This is a genomic window from Streptomyces sp. RLA012, from assembly GCF_056270325.1.
Window position 1 is genome coordinate 650,846 of sequence record NZ_JBWDPA010000002.1, and the last position, 17,365, is coordinate 668,210.

The 17,365-nt window shown below is 71.0% G+C and carries 12 protein-coding genes and 3 pseudogenes; 4 read left to right on the top strand and 11 right to left on the bottom strand.

Annotated elements, in window-relative coordinates:
• Window positions 1–78 precede the first annotated feature (78 nt).
• The 4 genes and pseudogenes from RV986_RS03270 to RV986_RS03285 form a co-directional block, all read right to left on the bottom strand.
• A complete protein-coding gene (locus RV986_RS03270; RefSeq protein WP_475915927.1) occupies window positions 79–1,578 on the bottom strand; it encodes a recombinase family protein in 1,500 nt (499 codons plus the stop codon).
• A gap of 12 nt (window positions 1,579–1,590) precedes the next feature.
• A pseudogene (locus tag RV986_RS03275) lies at window positions 1,591–2,241 on the bottom strand (ABC transporter permease); the annotation flags it as partial.
• On the bottom strand, window positions 2,201–3,094 hold the full coding sequence (locus tag RV986_RS03280; RefSeq protein WP_475915928.1) for an ATP-binding cassette domain-containing protein: 894 nt from the start codon (window positions 3,092–3,094) through the stop codon (window positions 2,201–2,203). The pseudogene RV986_RS03275 and the gene RV986_RS03280, both read right to left, overlap by 41 nt.
• Window positions 3,091–3,546, bottom strand: coding sequence for a MarR family winged helix-turn-helix transcriptional regulator (locus RV986_RS03285; protein ID WP_475915929.1), 456 nt, complete (start codon window positions 3,544–3,546; stop codon window positions 3,091–3,093). Before RV986_RS03285 ends, RV986_RS03280 begins: the two co-directional genes overlap by 4 nt.
• A 408-nt stretch (window positions 3,547–3,954) precedes the next feature.
• Here RV986_RS03285 and RV986_RS03290 point away from each other — a divergent pair, with 408 nt between their 5' ends.
• Window positions 3,955–4,848: a Gfo/Idh/MocA family protein gene (locus RV986_RS03290; RefSeq protein ID WP_475924168.1), complete on the top strand. Its 894-nt coding sequence runs from the start codon at window positions 3,955–3,957 to the stop codon at window positions 4,846–4,848.
• Window positions 4,849–4,863: 15 nt separating this feature from the next.
• On the opposite strand, the gene RV986_RS03295 is transcribed toward RV986_RS03290, so the two are convergent.
• Complete coding sequence (locus tag RV986_RS03295; protein WP_475915930.1) at window positions 4,864–6,264, bottom strand: MFS transporter; 1,401 nt, start codon at window positions 6,262–6,264, stop codon at window positions 4,864–4,866.
• Window positions 6,265–6,479: 215 nt separating this feature from the next.
• Window positions 6,480–6,578: pseudogene (locus tag RV986_RS03300) on the bottom strand (amino acid transporter); the annotation flags it as partial.
• Here RV986_RS03300 and RV986_RS03305 point away from each other — a divergent pair.
• Both RV986_RS03305 and RV986_RS03310 read left to right on the top strand, forming a co-directional pair.
• Window positions 6,575–7,360, top strand: a pseudogene (locus RV986_RS03305) (ArgP/LysG family DNA-binding transcriptional regulator); the annotation flags it as partial. The pseudogenes RV986_RS03300 and RV986_RS03305 sit on opposite strands and share 4 nt — an antisense overlap.
• A gap of 243 nt (window positions 7,361–7,603) precedes the next feature.
• Window positions 7,604–10,153, top strand: a complete 2,550-nt coding sequence (locus tag RV986_RS03310; protein WP_475915931.1) for a SpoIIE family protein phosphatase — start codon at window positions 7,604–7,606, stop codon at window positions 10,151–10,153.
• Window positions 10,154–10,261: 108 nt separating this feature from the next.
• Here the strand turns inward: RV986_RS03310 and RV986_RS03315 are convergent, their stop codons facing one another.
• Together RV986_RS03315 and RV986_RS03320 are read right to left on the bottom strand one after the other, a co-directional pair.
• Window positions 10,262–11,248, bottom strand: coding sequence for an aldo/keto reductase (locus RV986_RS03315; RefSeq protein ID WP_475915932.1), 987 nt, complete (start codon window positions 11,246–11,248; stop codon window positions 10,262–10,264).
• Between the two features lie 68 nt (window positions 11,249–11,316).
• Window positions 11,317–11,985 (bottom strand): NUDIX domain-containing protein, encoded by a 669-nt coding sequence (locus RV986_RS03320; RefSeq protein ID WP_475915933.1) that lies wholly within the window; start codon window positions 11,983–11,985, stop codon window positions 11,317–11,319.
• A gap of 107 nt (window positions 11,986–12,092) precedes the next feature.
• On the opposite strand from RV986_RS03320, the gene RV986_RS03325 reads away from it, so the two are divergent.
• Complete coding sequence (locus tag RV986_RS03325; protein WP_475915934.1) at window positions 12,093–12,446, top strand: hypothetical protein; 354 nt, start codon at window positions 12,093–12,095, stop codon at window positions 12,444–12,446.
• Window positions 12,447–12,572: 126 nt separating this feature from the next.
• Here the strand turns inward: RV986_RS03325 and RV986_RS03330 are convergent, their stop codons facing one another.
• The 3 genes from RV986_RS03330 to RV986_RS03340 all read right to left on the bottom strand — a co-directional run bounded on the left by RV986_RS03330 (window position 12,573) and on the right by RV986_RS03340 (window position 17,334).
• Window positions 12,573–13,448: a universal stress protein gene (locus tag RV986_RS03330; RefSeq protein WP_475915935.1), complete on the bottom strand. Its 876-nt coding sequence runs from the start codon at window positions 13,446–13,448 to the stop codon at window positions 12,573–12,575.
• Between the two features lie 206 nt (window positions 13,449–13,654).
• Window positions 13,655–14,920: an SGNH/GDSL hydrolase family protein gene (locus RV986_RS03335; RefSeq protein ID WP_475915936.1), complete on the bottom strand. Its 1,266-nt coding sequence runs from the start codon at window positions 14,918–14,920 to the stop codon at window positions 13,655–13,657.
• The gene (locus RV986_RS03340) at window positions 14,917–17,334 is read right to left on the bottom strand and encodes a glycosyl hydrolase family 95 catalytic domain-containing protein (RefSeq protein ID WP_475915937.1); all 2,418 of its coding nucleotides are present in this window, start codon (window positions 17,332–17,334) and stop codon (window positions 14,917–14,919) included. Before RV986_RS03340 ends, RV986_RS03335 begins: the two co-directional genes overlap by 4 nt.
• Between the last annotated feature and the right edge of the window lie 31 nt (window positions 17,335–17,365).

Sequence of the window (17,365 nt, forward strand, 5' to 3'; positions counted from 1 at the left end):
GTTCCGGGGAGCGGGACCTAGAGTCAGTGACCAGCCGAATTGCGGAGGGAGCCCTCGCGGGCCCCTCCGTTTCACTCGCTACAGTTCGTTCGACTCGATGTCCACGCGGCCAAAGTCGAAGCTGCGGCCCCGTGTCGACGAGGCATCGATGATTACTGCGCCGAACAGGAAGCGGAGAACGGCGTTCATGCGCTCGTACTGCTTCCTCTCCTCCAGCTGCTCCCAACTGCTTCGCGCGTTGGGGCCCACCAAACCCTCAAGCACCTCAACCGCCGGTCGGACCACCAGTTTGCGGCGGATCTGAGTGATCCGGTCCTCAACTGTCTTGCGCATGGCGCGATACTCGCGCGTCTTCAGTTCCCCGGCATCCCACATGTCTTTCAGCTCGGCAAGCTCCTCTTGGTCAGCCTCGATGGCTGCCTGATCGACTGCCGTCAAACTCGGCGGCTCGGTGCTGCCGGTCACGTCGATCCGCTCCAACAGGTTGATGGCCGCGTCTGTCACGAACGCTTCCAACGTCGGCGCGGACACGCTGCGCCCACAGAACTTGCTGTCCGTCCGCTGGCTGCGTCCGCACAGGTACTTGCCCAGGGACCCAGCCATGCGCACGCCGCACCGCTTGCACATCACGATGCCGCGCAGCAGGTAGAAACGGTTGTCCCCCTTCTGACTGCTCGGGACGGCCGGGGCCCGGTACGTGCGCCGGTCGCGTACCTCCTGCCAGAGACCTTCGTTGATGATCGCGGGCCACTGGCCCCGGCCGACTTCTTCGCCTCGGAAGACACGGATGCCTGCGACATGGTGACTGTCGAGAAGCGCTCGGACGCTATCGGCGTTCCACTCGCGTCCGAGGGCCGTCCGCTCGTTGCGTTCGTTGAGGTCGCGGGCCAGAGCGGTCGGGGTCTCGCCCTCAAGGTAGCGAGTGAAGACTTCTCGGACGATGGCCGCCTCCGCCGCGATGATCAACGTTCCCGATTTGTCGTAGCCGTAGCGACGCTTACCTCCGTGCGGCTGGCCATCTCGGGCTCGGTCAACCGTGGCGTCACGCAACCGCCGTGATGTGTCGTCACTGGAGCGGCAAGCGTGCGCTACCTCGATGCGGAGAAAGAACCGGTCGTCAGGGTCGGCAAGATCACGCCGGTTGGCCTGGCCGTGCAACGTGATGTCGTGCTGGTCGGCAATGTGCAAGAGCTGTTCGAGGTCGTGAGGCTGCCGCATGAGCCGGTCCGGGTGGTAGGTGAGGATGTGCCGAACCTGGCCGTCGCTGACGGCTTCGAGCAGTGCGTCCCACCCCGGGCGCTTGCGGTTGCGCTTCCACGCGGACCGGTTGTTGTCCACGAACACCAGAGGGTTCGGCACCGTAAGGTTCAGGCGCTCGGCGGTGTCTCGGCAGATCCGTTCCTGACGGTCAACACCCGTTTGGTCGTCGTCATCCGCATGCGAGATGCGGCAGTAGATCGCGGCCTTCTCTCCGCTCCAGTCAGCAGCGCTGCGGCGGGCCTGTCGGGGGAGGGATAACCGGGAGATGCGACGGTCCGCCAGTGCCTGACGGTCTGTCTGCTGCTCGTCTGCGTCCATGGAAAAAGCTTATGGGCAGGCAATCGCCTGGCCGATGCCCATCAGCCGGTCCCGGGTGAGCACGATGCCCGCGATGGTCATCGAGAGGCAGGAGAAGAAGGCCGAACCGAGAACGACGGCCACCGCGACGCCCAGCAGGCGGAGCGGGTTCCAGGTCATCGCCACCCCGAGCAGCGCCGCGATGACGACGACCACCACCGCCTGGATCAGCGCCTTCACCCCGGCGGCGAAGGCCTTGCCGGTGATGAGCGCCGAACGTGGGGTCGGTGTGACGAGGAGCTTGGTGAGGATCCCGGCGTCCCGCTCCCAGATGATCATGATGCCGTAGAAGATGGCGATGAACATCGCGGACTGGGCGATGATGCCGGGCGCGAGGTAGTCGAGATAGGGGATGCCGCCGGTGGGTATCGCCTTGATCCGGGTGAAGGTCTCGCCGAAGATCAGCAGCCAGAGCGCCGGCTGGACCGCCCTGGTGTACAGCTCGGTGCGGTCGTGGCGGAGCTTCTGCAGCTCGACCGCGCACATCGCGCCGACCCGGGCGGGCAGCACCCGCCAGCCGGTTCGGGCCCGCGGCGGGACCACGAGCAGGTCCAGGTCGCCCAGGTGGACGCGCTCGGCCGGTTCAGCCGACACGGGACGCGGTGCGACGGGTGCTTCGGACATCGCTGAAGTCTCCTGACTGCTCGTCGAGGCCGCTGCCGGCGATGTCGCGGAAGACGTCCTCCAGCGTGGGCAGTTCACGGTTCTTCCCGGCGCCGCGCCGCTCGCCGAGGCCCGTCCGCAGTTCGTCGGGGGTGCCGAGGGCACGGATACGGCCGCGGTGCATCAGCGCGACGCGGTCGCAGTACTGGTCGGCCTCGTCCATGTAGTGGGTGGTCACGAGGACGGTCATGCCGGTGGCGGCGCGTACGGCGTTGATGTGCTCCCACACGCTCGTCCGGGCGATCGGGTCGAGGCCGATGGTCGGCTCGTCGAGGATCAGCAGCCTGGGCGCGCTCACCAGTGCCTGGGCGAGTTCGAGGCGGCGGACCATGCCGCCGGAGTACGTCTTGGCCAGCCGGTCGGCGGCGTCGGTCAGGTCGACCGCGGCGAGTGCCTGGCCGACGCGGGCCGCGCGTTCCCGGCGGGGGACGTCGAAGACCCGGGCGAACAGGGCCACGTTCTCCCGGCCCGTGAGCCCGGAGTCGGCGGACAGCTGTTGCGGTACGTAGCCCAGCAGGCGGCGCACCGCCATGCGTTCGCGGGTGGTGTCGTGCCCGAAGACCCGGACCATTCCGGCGGGGACCGGCAGAAGTGTGGTGATGCAGCGGATCGCCGTGGTCTTCCCCGCCCCGTTGGGTCCGAGCAGTCCGAACACCTCGCCGTCGCGGACGGAGAGTTCGAGCCCGTCGACCGCGGTGGTCTCGCCGAAGGCGTAGACGAGCCCGGCGCAGTCGACCGCGTCCGTCCCGGCATCCGCCGCCGCGGCCGCCTCCCCCTCGGCGGGGTCTCCCCCGCCGGTCGTGTTCCGCGTCATGTCTCCTCGGCCTCCTCATGCAGGTTCACCGCCAGCTTGCGGAGGGCTGGAAGGGCCGCCTCCAGGGCCGCGCGGTCGGCCTCGTCGAGACGGGCGACCTGGCCGCGTACGAGGGCCGCGCGCCGCTGCCGCCAGTCGCGCAGCCGGGCGTCCGCCGCCGGTGTGGGCAGCAGGCGTGCGGCCCGCCGGTCGGCCGGGTCCGTCTCGCGGACCAGGTAGCCGTCCCGCGCCAGTTGGTTGACCAGCGTCGAGACGGAATTGCCCGCCAGGTAGAGCTCCTTGGCGGCCTCCGACACACCGATGCCCGGGCGTGCCACGACCAGCCGCAGCAGCTCGACCTCGGCGCCGGGCAGCCGCGGGGCGGTCATGCCGCTCCGCAGCCGCCGCCTGATCAGTCGCTGCACTCCGGCCAAGGTGTCGGCCAGCGCCTCGGGAAAACTCTCCGACTCCACGGTCCGAGATTAGCTCTGTGTCAGAGCTAATCAGGGAAAGGAAGGGTCAAGAGTGAGTGCAAGAGTGAGTGAGCGGGGGCCCGGGCGCCGCAAGGCCCGGAGGCCGCAAGGCCGTCGACCCCGGGCCCGGGAACGACGGTGAGGCGCCGACGACCAGGGCAGTCGATCCGGCGTACCCGCGTCTCCGGCCCACCTGCCTCCGGAGCGGACCGAAGCCGGGGTCCACCGATGCCCGCGCCGGACGGCCGGCGCACGGCTCTTCGGCCCACCCCCGCGGCGGCTCTCCACCGGCCGGTCCGGCCGCCCCGCACCCGGGCGAAGCCCACCCCCCCTGGTCGAGACCGCAGCCCTCGTGATGGAGTTTCTCCACCTGCCCCCGGGCACCAGCAGAAGGAGATCCCCGTGACCGTGACCGGTACCTCGCTTCCGTGGCCTCATTCACCGGTCGAGGTCGGACTGGTCGGCGCCGGCCCCTGGGCACAGGCCGTGCACGCGCGCGTGCTCGCCGCCGGGCCCGAGACGCGACTGACCGCGGTGTGGGCGCGCCGCGCCGAAGCGGCCCGCGAGACGGCCGCGCCCTACGGGGCCGCCACGGTCACCCGCTTCGAGGAACTGCTCGACCGGTGCGAGGCGGTCGCGTTCGCCGTTCCGCCCGCGGTGCAGGCGGAGCTCGCGCCCCTCGCCGCGAAGGCGGGCAAGGCGCTGCTCCTGGAGAAACCGCTCGGCGTAGACCTGGCGTCGGCGCGACGGCTCGCCGACGCCGTCGAGGAGGCGGGAGTCGTCTCCCAGCTCGTCCTGACCAACCGCTACCACCCCGCCACCCGGGAGTTCCTGAGCACGGCGCGGGAGCTGGAGATCACCGGGGCGCGCTCGTGTCTCCTGCACGGCGCCTTCCTGGGCGGCGAGTTCGCCACCACCTGGCGACTCGAACACGGCGCCCTGCTGGATCTCGGTCCTCATCTGCTGGATCTCCTGGACGCCGCCGTCGGGCCGATCGTCCGGGTCCGCGGCACCGGTGACCCGCGCCGCTGGATCGAGCTGACCTGCGAGCACGCCGACGGGACCGTCAGCCAGGCCTCGCTGTCCGGATCCGTCCACGTCGAACGCGGCAACACACGGATCGAACTCTTCGGCCCGCAGGCCCCGCTGGTGTACGACGCCTCCGAACTCGACCACGAGGAAACCTGGCCGGTGCTGCGCCGCGACTTCGCCACGGCCGTACGTACGGGAGTGTCCGGCGAGCTCGACGTCCACCGAGGACTGCATCTGCAGACGCTGATGGCGCAGGCCATGGAGGACTGACGCGGTCCGGCGCCCTCAGGCCGTGTACCGCCGCAGGGCGGGCGTCGCGGCGGCCAGCCCCAGCGTGGCGACGATCACCAGCAGACCGCCGCCCACGACGGCCGTGCGGGCGCCCAGCAGCGACCCGGCCGTTCCGTGCAGGACGTCGGCGAGCCGTGGGCCGCCCGCGACCACCACGGTGAACACGCCCTGCATCCGGCCGCGCATCTCGTCCGTGGCGGCCGACAGCAGGATCGCGCCGCGGAAGACCATGGAGACCATGTCGGCGACCCCGGCGACGGCGAGGAACGCCACGGCCACCCAGAGGCTGTCGCTCAGGCCGAAGCCGGTGATGGCCGCTCCCCAGGCCAGCACCGCGACGATCACCATCAGCCCGTGCCGGCGCGCACGGGAGAAGGTGCCCGACATCAGTCCGCCGACCACCGCGCCGATCGGGATCGCCGCGAACAGCAGACCGAGCGCGAGGCCTTCCCCGTAGGGCGCGTACGTCTGGGCGGCGAGCTGTGGGAACAGCGCCCGGGGCATGCCGAACACCATGGCGATGATGTCGGCGAGGAAGGACAGCAGCAGCACCTTGTGCAGCGCGATGTAGCGGAAACCGGCGACGACCTCGCGCCACCCCGCGCGCCCCGCCGCCGCTCCCGTCATGGGCGGCAGCGGGGGCAGCCGCACCACCGCCCACACGGTGACGCACAGCGCCAGGGCGTCGATCAGATAGAGCTCGCTCAGGCCGATGACCGGGATCAGGGCACCGGCGAGCAGCGGTCCGGCCACCAGGCCGGTCTGCATGACGGTCGAGCCCAGCGCGTTCGCCGCGGGCAGTTCGTGCTCGGGCACGAGACGGGCGATGGAGGCGTTGCGGGCCGGGGCGTTCAGGCCGAAGAAGGCCTGCTGGAGGGCGAGCAGGGTCATCAGGACGAGTACGGAGTCGAGTCCGGTGACGGCCTGTATCCAGAAGAGCAGTGAGGTGACGGCTATGCCGATGTTGGTGATGAGGAGCAGCTTGCGCCGGTCCATGCTGTCGGCGACGGCGCCGCCCCACAGCGCGAAGACGACGAGCGGCAGCAGACCGGCGAGGCTCGCGTAGCCGACCCAGGCCGAGGAGCCGGTGATGTCGTAGATCTGCTTGGGCACGGCGACGGCGGTGAGCTGGCTGCCCACCGCCGTGACGATGGTCGAGGACCAGAGTCTGCGGTAGGCGGGGCGGCGCAGCGGGCGGGTGTCCATCGCCCAGCGGCGCCAGCCGCGCCGGTCCGCCCGCGCGGCTCCGGCCGCCCCCTCGTGGTCCGTCGGCCTCGCCGCCCCGTCGTGATCCGCCAAGCCGCCTTCCGTCCCGTCGTGATCCGCCGGACCGCTGTCCGTCCCGTCCGTACTGCTCTTGCTGGTGTCCACGACCGTCCTGGCTGCTCGATACATCTTTCGGTGTCAGGGTTCACTATCGCGGACCGGGGGGCGCGCGGAGAGCCCTGTGATCCCCCTGGTTCCCTTCAGTCCCTCCGGACACCCCGGCGTACGCCCGCTCAGGCGCCCGTGATCAGCAGCGTGCCCATGGTGATCATCGTGGTGGCGACCAGACCGTCCAGCACCCGCCACGACGAGGGCCGGGCCGGCAGGCGGCCAAGCGGGCGGGCGCCGAGGCCGAGCGCGATGAGCAGCGCGTCGGACACCGCGCAGATGGCCACCACCGCCAGGACCGCCTCGCGGCGGATGCCCTGGCGCAGCACGAAGGCGACTGCTGGTGCGGACGAAACCGGTACGTCCGACCGAGTCCGGCGAGGTCGTCGTGCGGTTCGCGCGCCGGCTGGCCCGGCTGGAGCGCGACGCCCGCACCGAGCTCGGCATGACCGACTCCGGGGAGCCGACACGGCTGTCGATCGCGGTGAACGCCGACTCGCCGGCGACCCGGTTCCTGCCCGCACTCAGCCGCGTGCCGCCTGAGCTGGGGCTCTGTTTCGAACTGCGCCGCGAGGACGAGGACCACTCGGCCGCCCTGCTGCGCGAGGGTGTGGTGATGGCGGCGGTGACGTCGTCGCCGGAGCCGGTGGCGGGCTGCGTACGGGCCCTCGGCCGGATGCGGTACCTGCCCGCGGCGAGCCCTGCCTTCGCCGAGCGGTGGCTCGGTGCCGGGACGGAGGCGTCGCTGCGCGATCTGATCGCCGAGGCTCCGGTGGTGGCCTTCGACCGGAACGACGACTTCCAGGACGACTTCGTCAGCGCCCTGCGGGGCGGCCCCGGGGCGAGCGCGCTGCGGCACTTCGTGCCCACGTCGGAGGGGTTCACCGACACCGTCGTGGCCGGACTGGGCTGGGGCCCGGTGCCCGAGCCGCAGGCCGTACCGCTGCTGCGCGCCGGGCGGCTGGTCGACCTGGCACCGGACCGGACCGTCGAGGTGCCGCTGTTCTGGCAGCAGTGGAAACTCGACTTCCCCGCGCTCGCGGCGGTGGCCGAGGCCGTGGCGGCCGTCGCCGCACGAACACTGGCGACCGGACCCCCCGTCCCCACGCGGCGGTGACCCGCCGTCACGGACGACCGGGCACCCCGGCGACCCGGAAACATCCGCCCGGGGCTGCTGTACGGAGGACGGGCGCGGTATGTTTCGCGCTGAGTGGAGCCGCGTACGGACGATGGCGGCTGGATCAGGCCGAGTACAACTGAAAGCGACCGACGCGGCTGGGCGTCGAGGTGCGGGCGGGGGCCGGTGAGGCGCATTCTTGCTGTGGAATCCCCCTGACGGCGGGCGGACGAGGGCAGACCGATGACTGGGAGCGCCGAGCGTGAGGACCAGGCGCTGGATGGCCTGGCCGCCTTGCTCAGCGGGGCGGTGGCGGACGCGATCCGCGCGGCCCGTGGCTTCGCGGGGGGCGTGTACCTGCGTTCGAGCACGCCGGACATGCTGCGGCTGTCCGTCCTGGCGGGACTGCCGTGCCAGCTGTTCCGTTCCTGGTGGCGGATGCCCCTGGCCAGGCCCTTCCCCGCCGCCGACTGCCACCGGTCGGGCGTGGAGGTGGTGCTCGCCGACGGCACGGAGACCATGCGCCGCTATCCACAGCTCGCGGCCGGTCTGCCGTTTCAGTTCGGTTCCCTGTACGTCCCCGTCGTGGGCGCCTCGACGTCCTTCGGGGTCCTGACGGTACTGCGTCCCGCGGCTTCGGACGCCACCGAGGTACTGCCGGACCGGGACCGGATGACGGCGGTGGCGGAGAACCTGGGCACGGCTCTGTCGATGCTGGAGAAGGACGGTGCCGAGGTCGTCTGGGACGGGGAGCCGTTGTGTGTGCGGCCGCCGCCCGAGAAGCCGCCGCCCCGTTATGTCGGGCGGTTCACCTGGGATCCGGCCGAGGGCGGGATCACTGGGGACGACGCGCTGTGGGCCCTGCTCGGCACCAACGCCAGGATCTTCCCCGGAACGCCGCAGGCCCTCACCCACGCGCTGGCCCTCGACGATCCGCATGTGCTGCTGGCCGCCCTGCAGGAGACGGCGGCGGGGCACCCGCCGGCCCATCCGCTGCCGGTGCACACGGCGAACGGCGGACTGCGCCTGCTGGAGCTGTGGACCTCGGGCAACGCGCTCGTCCCGCCGTACGCCGTCAGCGGCGCGGTCGTCGATCCGGGCCCGGGACCGGCGGCGGACGGGGCGGCGGACCTGCTCCCGGAGGGCGTGTTCGCGCTGGACCGGCTCGGGCTGATCACCTACGTCAATCCGCGCGCCGCCGAACTGCTCGGCCGACCGCGGGCGGAGCTCTTGGGGCGACCGTTGTGGCAGGCGGTGCCCTGGCTGGACCAGCCGTCCTACGAGGACCATCTGCGCGGCGCGCTGCTGTCGCCGGAGCCGGTGCACTTCCAGGCCGCCCGCCCGAGCGGGGGCCGCCGGACCCCGGCGGCGGGCCACGGCGACTCCTGGCTGACGGTGTCCGTGTATCCCGGCCCCAGCAGTCTGACGTGCAAGCTGATCCCGATGGGGCGGGTCGCCGACACCACGGAGGCCCCCGAGGCCGCGCCACCGCTCCACGGGCGGCCGTCGGGGAGCCGGCCGACCGACATCGCCGAGCCCGCGACGGGCATCACCACGACGGGGCTGTACCGGCCCATCGTCCTCGCCATGGCGCTGACCGAGGCCGTGACGGCCCGCCAGGTGTCCGAGACCGTGATGCGGGAACTGCTGCCCGCGTTCGGCGGACGACGCCTGGCCATCTATCTGCTGCAGGACCGGCGCCTGTACCTGGCGTGGGAGACCGGCTTCCCGCAGGGGTTCCTCGCCCCCTTCGACGGAGTGGGACTGGACGCCAAGCTGCCCGGGGTCGAGACGCTCACCACCGGCCGCCCGCTGTTCTTCGAGTCGATGCCCCAGCTGGCCGCCGCCTATCCCGGCATTCCGCTGGACGCCAAGGAGGGGGCCCGGGCCTTCCTGCCGCTGATCGCCTCGGGGCGGCCGGTCGGTTCCTGCATCCTCGGCTTCGACCGTCCCCGTGGCTTCAGCACGGAGGAGCGTTCCGTGCTGACCGCGCTCGCCGGACTCGTCGCGCAGGCCCTGGAGCGGGCGCGGCGCTACGACTCCGAGGCCGCCCTCGCCCGCGGTCTGCAGGAGGCGCTGCTGCCGCACCGGCTGTCGGCGCACCCCCGGGTGGAGACGGCCGGGCGCTATCTGTCCGGCACCAAGGGGATGGATGTCGGCGGTGACTGGTACGACGTCGTGGAGGCCGGCGACGGACTGGCCCTGGTCATCGGCGACGTCCAGGGCCACGGCGTCCAGGCGGCCGCCACCATGGGGCAACTACGCAGCGCGGTACGGGCGTTCGCACTCAGCGACCACACTCCGGACGAGGTGATGAGCCACACCAACCGGCTGCTCATCGACCTTGATCCGGGCCAGTTCGCCAGTTGCTGCTACATCCGGCTGGACCCGGAGACCGGCATCGCCCGGGCCGCCCGCGCCGGCCATCCCCAGCCCCTGCTGCGCCACCCCGACGGCCGCACCGAGGTTCTGAACCTGCCCGGCGGGGTCGTGCTCGGCGTGGCCCCGCGGGCCCGCTACCCGGTGACGGACCTGCTCCTGGAACCCGACGCCGTCCTGGCGCTCTACACGGACGGCCTGGTCGAGCGTCCCGGTGTCGACATCGACGACGGGATCGAGAGGGTCCGCGCGGCCCTGTCCCGCGCTGGCACCCCGCATGCCCGGCCGGGCGCCTCCTCCCTCTCCCGAGCGGCCGACCTGCTGACGGAGGAGGCCCGGCAGGCCACCGAACGCCCCGACGACATCGCGCTCCTGCTCACCACCCGCCGGTCCACTCACGGCGACCGGCGCTGACGCGACGGCGGTCGTCGGCGCACCTCTTCAGCGGTCCGCACCCGGACGTGAGCGGGCCGCGCCGGACGTCAGTGGGCTGCACCGGATGTCAGCGGGCGGCATCTGATGTCAGTGGGCCGCGTCCAGACGTTCCCGCTGCTCCGGCGTCAGCTCCAGGTCCACGGCGGCCAGGTTCTCCTCCAACTGCGCCACGGACGACATCCCCACCAGCGGGATCACCGGCAGGTCGCCGCCCAGTTGCCAGGCGAGCACGACCTGGTTCGGGCTCGCGCCCGTCTCCCGCGCCACCGCCCGCAGCGCGGCGAGCCGGGGTGGTGTGCCGGGGTGGTCGTAGTCCGCGGGCAGCGGCTTGTCCTCGCGTACGTAGGCGCCGCGCAGCAGGGGTGAGTAGGCGACCAGGGTCAGGGCGGGCTCGGCGCGCAGATAGCCGAGGAGTTCCGCGGTGGTGCCGCCGAGGCTGCCGTCCTGGAAGAGCGCGTCGGGTAGGTCGGTGCGGGGGCGCAGCAGGCTGTGCTGGTACTGGAGGACCTCGTAGCCGGGCAGTCCCGCCGCCGCGGCGAGGGCGCGGGCCCGCTCGACCCGCCAGATGGCGTGGTTGCTCGCCCCGAGCAGTGCGACGCTCCCCTCCGCCACGAGTTCGCCGAACCCCTCGACGGTTTCCCGCAGATCGACGGTGCGGTCCTCGATGTGCGCGTACAGCAGGTCGATCCGGTCCAGGCCGAGCCGTTCCCTGCTGCGCTCGGCGGCCTCGCGTATCACCTTCGCGGAGAGGCCTTCCGGGTTGTCGGTGTAGCCGGTGCCGGGTGCCAGCGGTCGCGCGCCGAGCTTGGTCGCGAAGACGATCTCGTCGCCGATTCCGCGGCTGCGCCGCCACCGTCCGAGCAGTTGCTCGCTCTGTCCGCCCTGGCTGCCGTCGGTCCAGAAGGCGTAGTTGTCGGACGTGTCGACGAAGTTCCCGCCTGCCTCGACATAGCGGTCCAGTACGGCGAAGGAGGTCTTCTCGTCGGTCACCGAGCCGAACAGCATCGCGCCGAGTGCGAGCACGCTCACCTCGCGGCGGGTCTTCGGATCGGTGCCGATGGTGCGGTACTTCATGGTGGTCCCTCCTGTTCAGGCCCGCCCGTCGGGAGGCCTGAACAGGAGTGTGGGACTTGGAGGGCACTTCAACGCAAGGCCTTGAACGGTCCTTCCAGAGCCGCCCACTGCAACAGCATGATTGTTTTGGCGTCGGCGATCTCCCCGGAGCGGATCATGGCCAGGGCCCGGCGGAAGGGGAGTTCGACGATCTCGATGTCCTCGCCCTCCTCGTCGAGCCCGCCGCCCTCGTGGGTGCGGGTGGAGGGGCCGTAGGAGGCGGCGTAGAAGCTCACCCGCTCGGTGACCGAGCCCGGGCTCATATACACGTCGAAGACGTGCTGGACCTCACCGACGGTGTGCCCGGTCTCCTCGATGACCTCGCGCCGCACGGCGACCTCGGGATGTTCGTCCGCCTCGTCGAGCAGCCCGCCCGGCGTCTCGACCAGCATGCCGTCCGGATGGCCGTTGGTGTACACGGGGTAGCGGAACTGTCTGGTCAGCAGCACGGTTTCACGCTCGGCGTCGAACAGCAGGAGGGTGGCTCCGTTGCCGCGGTCGTGCGTCTCGCGTTCCTGGGTGCTCCAGGTGCCGTCGGCGTGCTGGAAGTCGAAGGTGGTGGTGCGCTCCACGTACCAGTGGCTGGACAGGAGTGTCACTTCGCGGACCTTGACCCGGGGGTTGCCGGTCAGATCGCGGCCGACGCGGTCGAGCCCGGTACGGCCCCGGCGGTCCGGGGTGTCGATGCCTGCGGTCATCGCGCGCCGGCCGGGCGGGAGGAGGAGAAGTCGTTCATGGCCACTGTCTACCATCCCGGCCCGAGCATCGAGACCACAGCGAGGCTTCGCCCGTTTAGGCTCACGGCATGGAACAGACGGAGATCATCCTGCGCGCCATCGGCGTGCTCACCGAGACCAACGCCATGGTGCGCAGGATCGCCCAGGACGAGGACGCCGAGGTCGAGTCGACCGAGACCCATCTGGGCGCGCTGGTGACGGAGGTGTTCCCCAGAGTCGAGGTACCGGGCGACGCCGGTCCCGCGGAGGCCGGGCAGGCCGTCGCGGACGCCTATCTGCCGGCCACCATCTCCCTCGTGGGCGCCTTCGCGTTCCTGTTCTCCGAACTCGCCGATCTCCACGACTCCGGGCGCACCGACGTCAAGACGGCCGATCTCCTCCAGGATCTCGCCCTGCGGATGTCCAGGGCGGACAACACATAGCCGAGGACGCCGTCACGTCCGGCGCTGCCCCAGGTGGGGAAACGTGCCGCCACCACCGGGCGGTACGTCCCCCCTCCCGGGGCAGCGCCGCACGACCGAGGAGTGCCTCCGCCGCCGGGTCCGTGTTCAGGAGTGCGGAACCACCGCCACGGGGCAGGGCGCGTGATGGATCACCGCGTGGGCCACCGAACCGATCAGTGACCCCACCGCCGAGCGGTGGGCGCGCCGCCCGACCACCATCAGCTGGGCCCGCGCGGCCGCCGACAGCAGTACCTCTCCCGCACTGCCCATCTCGACGTGCCGGGTGACGGGCACCCCGGGAAACCGCTCCTGCCAGGGCCGCAGCGCTTCCGCGAGCGCCTTCTTCTCGTACGGCTCCAAGCCTCCGGACTCGTCGAGCAGTTTCAACGAGCCCGGGCTGTAGGCGAACACCGGCGGCAGGCTCCAGGCACGTACGGCGCGCACCGCCGCGCCGCGTGCCGCCGCCGTCTCGAACGCGAACCGAAGTGCGGCCGCGCTGTCCTCGGGCCCGCCCTGTTGTCCCACGACGATCTCGTGGCCGGCCGCCTCGGACGCGACGTGGTCGTCGGCGCGTACCAGCACGACGGGGCAGGCGGACTCGGCGATCACCTGCTGTCCCACGGAACCGAGCAGGAAACCGACGACCGCTCCGTGTCCGCGCGAACCGAGCACCAGTGTCCCGGCGTCCGCCGCCGCGGCGACCAGTGAGGCGACGGCGCGGCCGTCCAGGACCTCGGCCGCCACCCGTAGATCCGCGTGCCGCTCGGCAAGGGTCCGTGCGGTCTCGCTCACCATGTCCTGGGCCCAGCGCGCCTGGTCCTCCCGCTCCCCGGCCTCGCCCCAGCCGTGGTGCGGCTGCCAGTGCCAGGCGTACACCACCCGGAGGGGCAGCCCACGGCGTACGGCCTCGCGACCCGCCCAGGCCGCCGCGGCCCCGCTCTCGGGTGATCCGTCCACGCCCACAGTGATCGGGTGGGTCATCCGCCTGCCTCTCCCTCGTCGGCTCCGGCGGCCTCCGGAGGAGGCCGCCGCGCCGGATACGACTCCACGTGTCCTGGGCCGACTCTCTCACCACGAGCGCCGGCTCGAAAATCACCGGCGCTCGTGCGGCTCGCGCACCGCGGATGTGCTCGTCGAGGAGCCGGGCCGTCGTCCCGCTCGGCGGCCCGGGACAGGCGGATCCCACGTCAGCAGGACGTCAGGCTCCCGAGGTCGACGGCGTCGGCCATCGCCTGCATTCCCTTGTCGTTGGGGTGCAGGTGGTCGCCGCCGTCGAAGAACGGCAGTATCAGCTGCTGGTCGTACGGATTGCGCGTGATCTTGTCGAAATCTGTCACGGCGTCGAGCGCGCCGCTGTTCCTGATCCAGTCGTTGACGCCCTGGCGCACAGCCTCGGAGGCGGCGTCGTACTCGCTCCAGCCCTTGAACGGCATCACGGTCGCGCCGACGACACACTTGCCCGCCGCGTGCGCCCGGTCGATGATCTGCTGATAGCCGGCGATCATGTCGTCCACCGTGACGCCACTGTGGGCCTTGATGTCGTTGATGCCTTCGAAGAGGAAGACCGTACGGACCCCGGGCTGGGAGAGGACGTCACGCTGGAGTCTGTTCAGCGCGGCCTGCCCGGCCCCGTCCGCGAGAACCTTGTTGCCCGAGATCCCCTCGTTCGCCACTCCCTTCACGGCGATGCCGGACGCGGTCTGGAGCCGCCGGGACAGGTAGTCGGGCCAGCGGCGGTTCTGGTCGGTGGTCGAGGCCCATCCGTCGGTGATGGAGTCACCGAGGATCACCACCGAGCCGACCGCCGTGGAGGTCTCCACGTCGACGGCGTCCAGCCAGTACCAGGAGCCCATCGGATCGGTCCAGTTGGCCGCGCCCTCCTCGGCCGCGTGGTCGCCCGCGGTCGCGTAGTTGGTCTGCATGGCCATGCCGTGACCGGTCGTCGGTCCCTGGGCACCCGTCACGTACAGGCTGACGACCAGATTGCTCTGGGCTGCCAGCTTCCCGGGCAGCGGATCGCTGACCACGATCTCCCCGGCCGGGACGGTGATGGACGCGGCCCCGCCGAAGGACAGTTGCCTGTTGGAGCCACGGACCAGCTCGGCACCCTGTTTCTGCAGCCCCGCGTACGCGCTCGTGAAGGTCACCGGGTGGTCGCCGAAGGCGTTGGACAGCCGGATACGCATGTTCGTGCCGCCGACGCTGGTGCGCACGATCAACCGGTAGCTGCGGTCGGCGGGGCCGGAGCCCTGCCGGTCGGCGCTGGCACCCCAGGTGACGATGGAATGCTTGCCCTTCGCGGCGGGCGGGGTCGCCACCGTGCCCGTCGGGTCCTGCGGTTGCGACTGCGGTTCCGACTGCGCGGCTGTCGAGGCGGTCAAGGGTCCGCAGACCGCGAGGATCAGCGCGGAGACGACGCCCATCGCGCGACGCCGGTACGTAGCCGCGCTCATCCGAGGTTCCGCAGCGTGACGGACTCACCGGGCTTGAGACTGATCTTCCGCGAGGCGCCGCCCGCGACGACGGTCGTGCTGCTGCCGCCGACGCTCTTCAGCGTCGCCCGGGTGACCTTGCCGTTCTTCCAGCTGAGATCGGCGACAAAACCGCCACGGATGCCGACGCCGGACACCGAGCCGGAGGCCGCCCAGGCGGCGGGCAACGCGGGCAGCAGCTCGACGTGTCCGGGCCGCGAGTAGACCAGCATCTCGATGATCGCGGAGGGGGTGCCGAAGTTCGCCTCGATCTGGAAGATACCGCGGCCTCCCCCCATGTCCATGATGTCGAAGAGGTTCGCCGCCGTGCCGTTGCTACCGCTCACCGACGGCTTCAAGTTGTTGACGACGAGCTGGTAGGCCTTCTCCGCGTTCTTCAGCCGGGCCCAGCACAGGCTGCGCCAGGCGTTGGACCAGCCGTAGCTGTCCATGCCACGGGCGGTGAGGAGGGCCGTCGCGCCGGCGAGGATGTCCTTCGGCGTGGAGTCGTCCGGGCGGATCCGGTCGCCGGGGAAGAGGCCGAAGAGCGGGGAGAGATGGCGGTGCGTGGTCTCGCCGAGGTTGTCGGGCGACATCCACTCCTCCAGCCAGCCGGTCTTGGGGCTGACCACGGGCAGGTACAGGCGCTCACGCAGGCCGTCGATGGTCGCGCTGTAGGAGGTGTCCTTGCCGAGTACCCGGGTTGCGGTGCGGTAGTTGCCGAAGAGGTTCCACGCCAGTTCCTGGGCGTAGGTGATGCCCTTGGCGTCCTGCGGACCATGCTCGGGGGACCAGTCGCTGTCGTCGACGAGGACCTCGCGGGAGGCTCCGGAGGCATCGGTGACGGTCGTGGTGATCAGGCGGGCCTCCCAGAACTCCACGGCGCCCTTGAGAAGGGGATAGATCTTCTTGAGATAGGCGCGGTCCTGAGTGTACTCGTAGTGCTCGAACAGGCTCTGGCAGAGCCAGGCGTTGCCCGCCGGGTGCCACCACCAACCGCTGCCGCCGTAGGGGTTGGTGGAGAAGGCCACGGCCCAGCCGGCGACCTTCCCGCTGGAGTTGCGATACCTGTTGGTGGGAGTGTTGAACAGTCGCTCGGTGACCTCCGTCCAGGAGGGCAGCTGCGCGAGGCAGTAGTCCGCGAAGGCGTCGAAGCAGTCGGACAGGCCCGCCCGGTCGGCCATCCAGTAGTTCATCTGGACGTTGATGTCGGTGTGGTAGTCACCCATCCAGTCCGGGTCGTTGCCGTCCAGCCACGGGCCCTGGAGGCCCATCGGCAGGCTGCCCCGCGATCCGGAGATCATCAGATAGCGGCCGAACTGCAGGTAGGCGGCCTCAAGTTCCGGGTCGGGAACGTCGTCCCGGTGGCGCGCCTGCACCCGCTCCCAGGTGTCCAGTTCGCGCTGTGCCGCGGACGAGGTGCCGAGGTTGATGTCCAGCTGTCCGAACACGGCGCGGAAGTCGGCGACATGTGTGTGCAGCAGGGTGCTCACCGAGTGGCCGGCCGCGTTGAGGACCTTGGTTCTGGCGAGGCGCTGCGGGTCCACGGACGGGTCGCGGAACTTCGCGGCCGCGTCGGGCGCGTAGTTGGTGCCGCCGCTGACCACGACAGTAAGGTCCTTGCAGCCGCTGAAGGAGATCGACGTACCGTCGACGCGGACCTTGCCGGTGCTGCTGTGGGCGGTGACGGCGGCGCCGTACTTGAGGCCGTTGGCGAAGGAGGCGCCGAACGAGGCGTACCGTCCCGCGCTGTTGGCGGTGGTGGACTCGCCGTGGGTGCCGGCGAGGGAGACGGTGCCGGTGTAGGAGCCGCCACCCTGCTGGGAGAAGTACAGGACGATGGCGTCGTCGGGGCGGCTGGCGAAGATCTGCCGCCGGTAGGTGACGCCGGAGATGTCGTACGAGGTGCTGACCAGGCCCTGGGCCAGGTCGAGGGAGCGACGGTAGTTGTTGACGTCGCCCAGGTCGTGGTCGGGGATGGCGACGGTGAGCTCGGCCAGCAGGGTCAAGGAGCCGAAGTCGTCGCGGCCGTAGGGGAACTGGCCGTCGCTCTGCAGCGTGTCGTTGCGATCGCCGGTCCACAGCGTGGCGTCGGTGATCATCAGAAGTTCGCTGGACGGGTCGTTGCTCACGAGCGCCCCGAGGCGTCCGTTCCCGACCGGCAGCCCCTGCTCGATCATCGAGTTGGAGGAGCCCGGAGCCTGCCACCACAGCTGGTTCTTCGCGGCGTCGGCCGCGGACAGCATGGGCGACCCGGTGGGACGGAGGGGAGCCGCCGAGGCGGTGAAGGCAGGCAGACCACCGAGTGCGGTGGCCACGCCGGCAGCGGCGGCGAGAGCGAGGAAGCCTCTGCGGTTGGGCTTGTCGTCGCGCGGTTCGATGTGCTGAATGTCCACGGTTGTGCACTCCAAATCCGGGGAGCGGCTC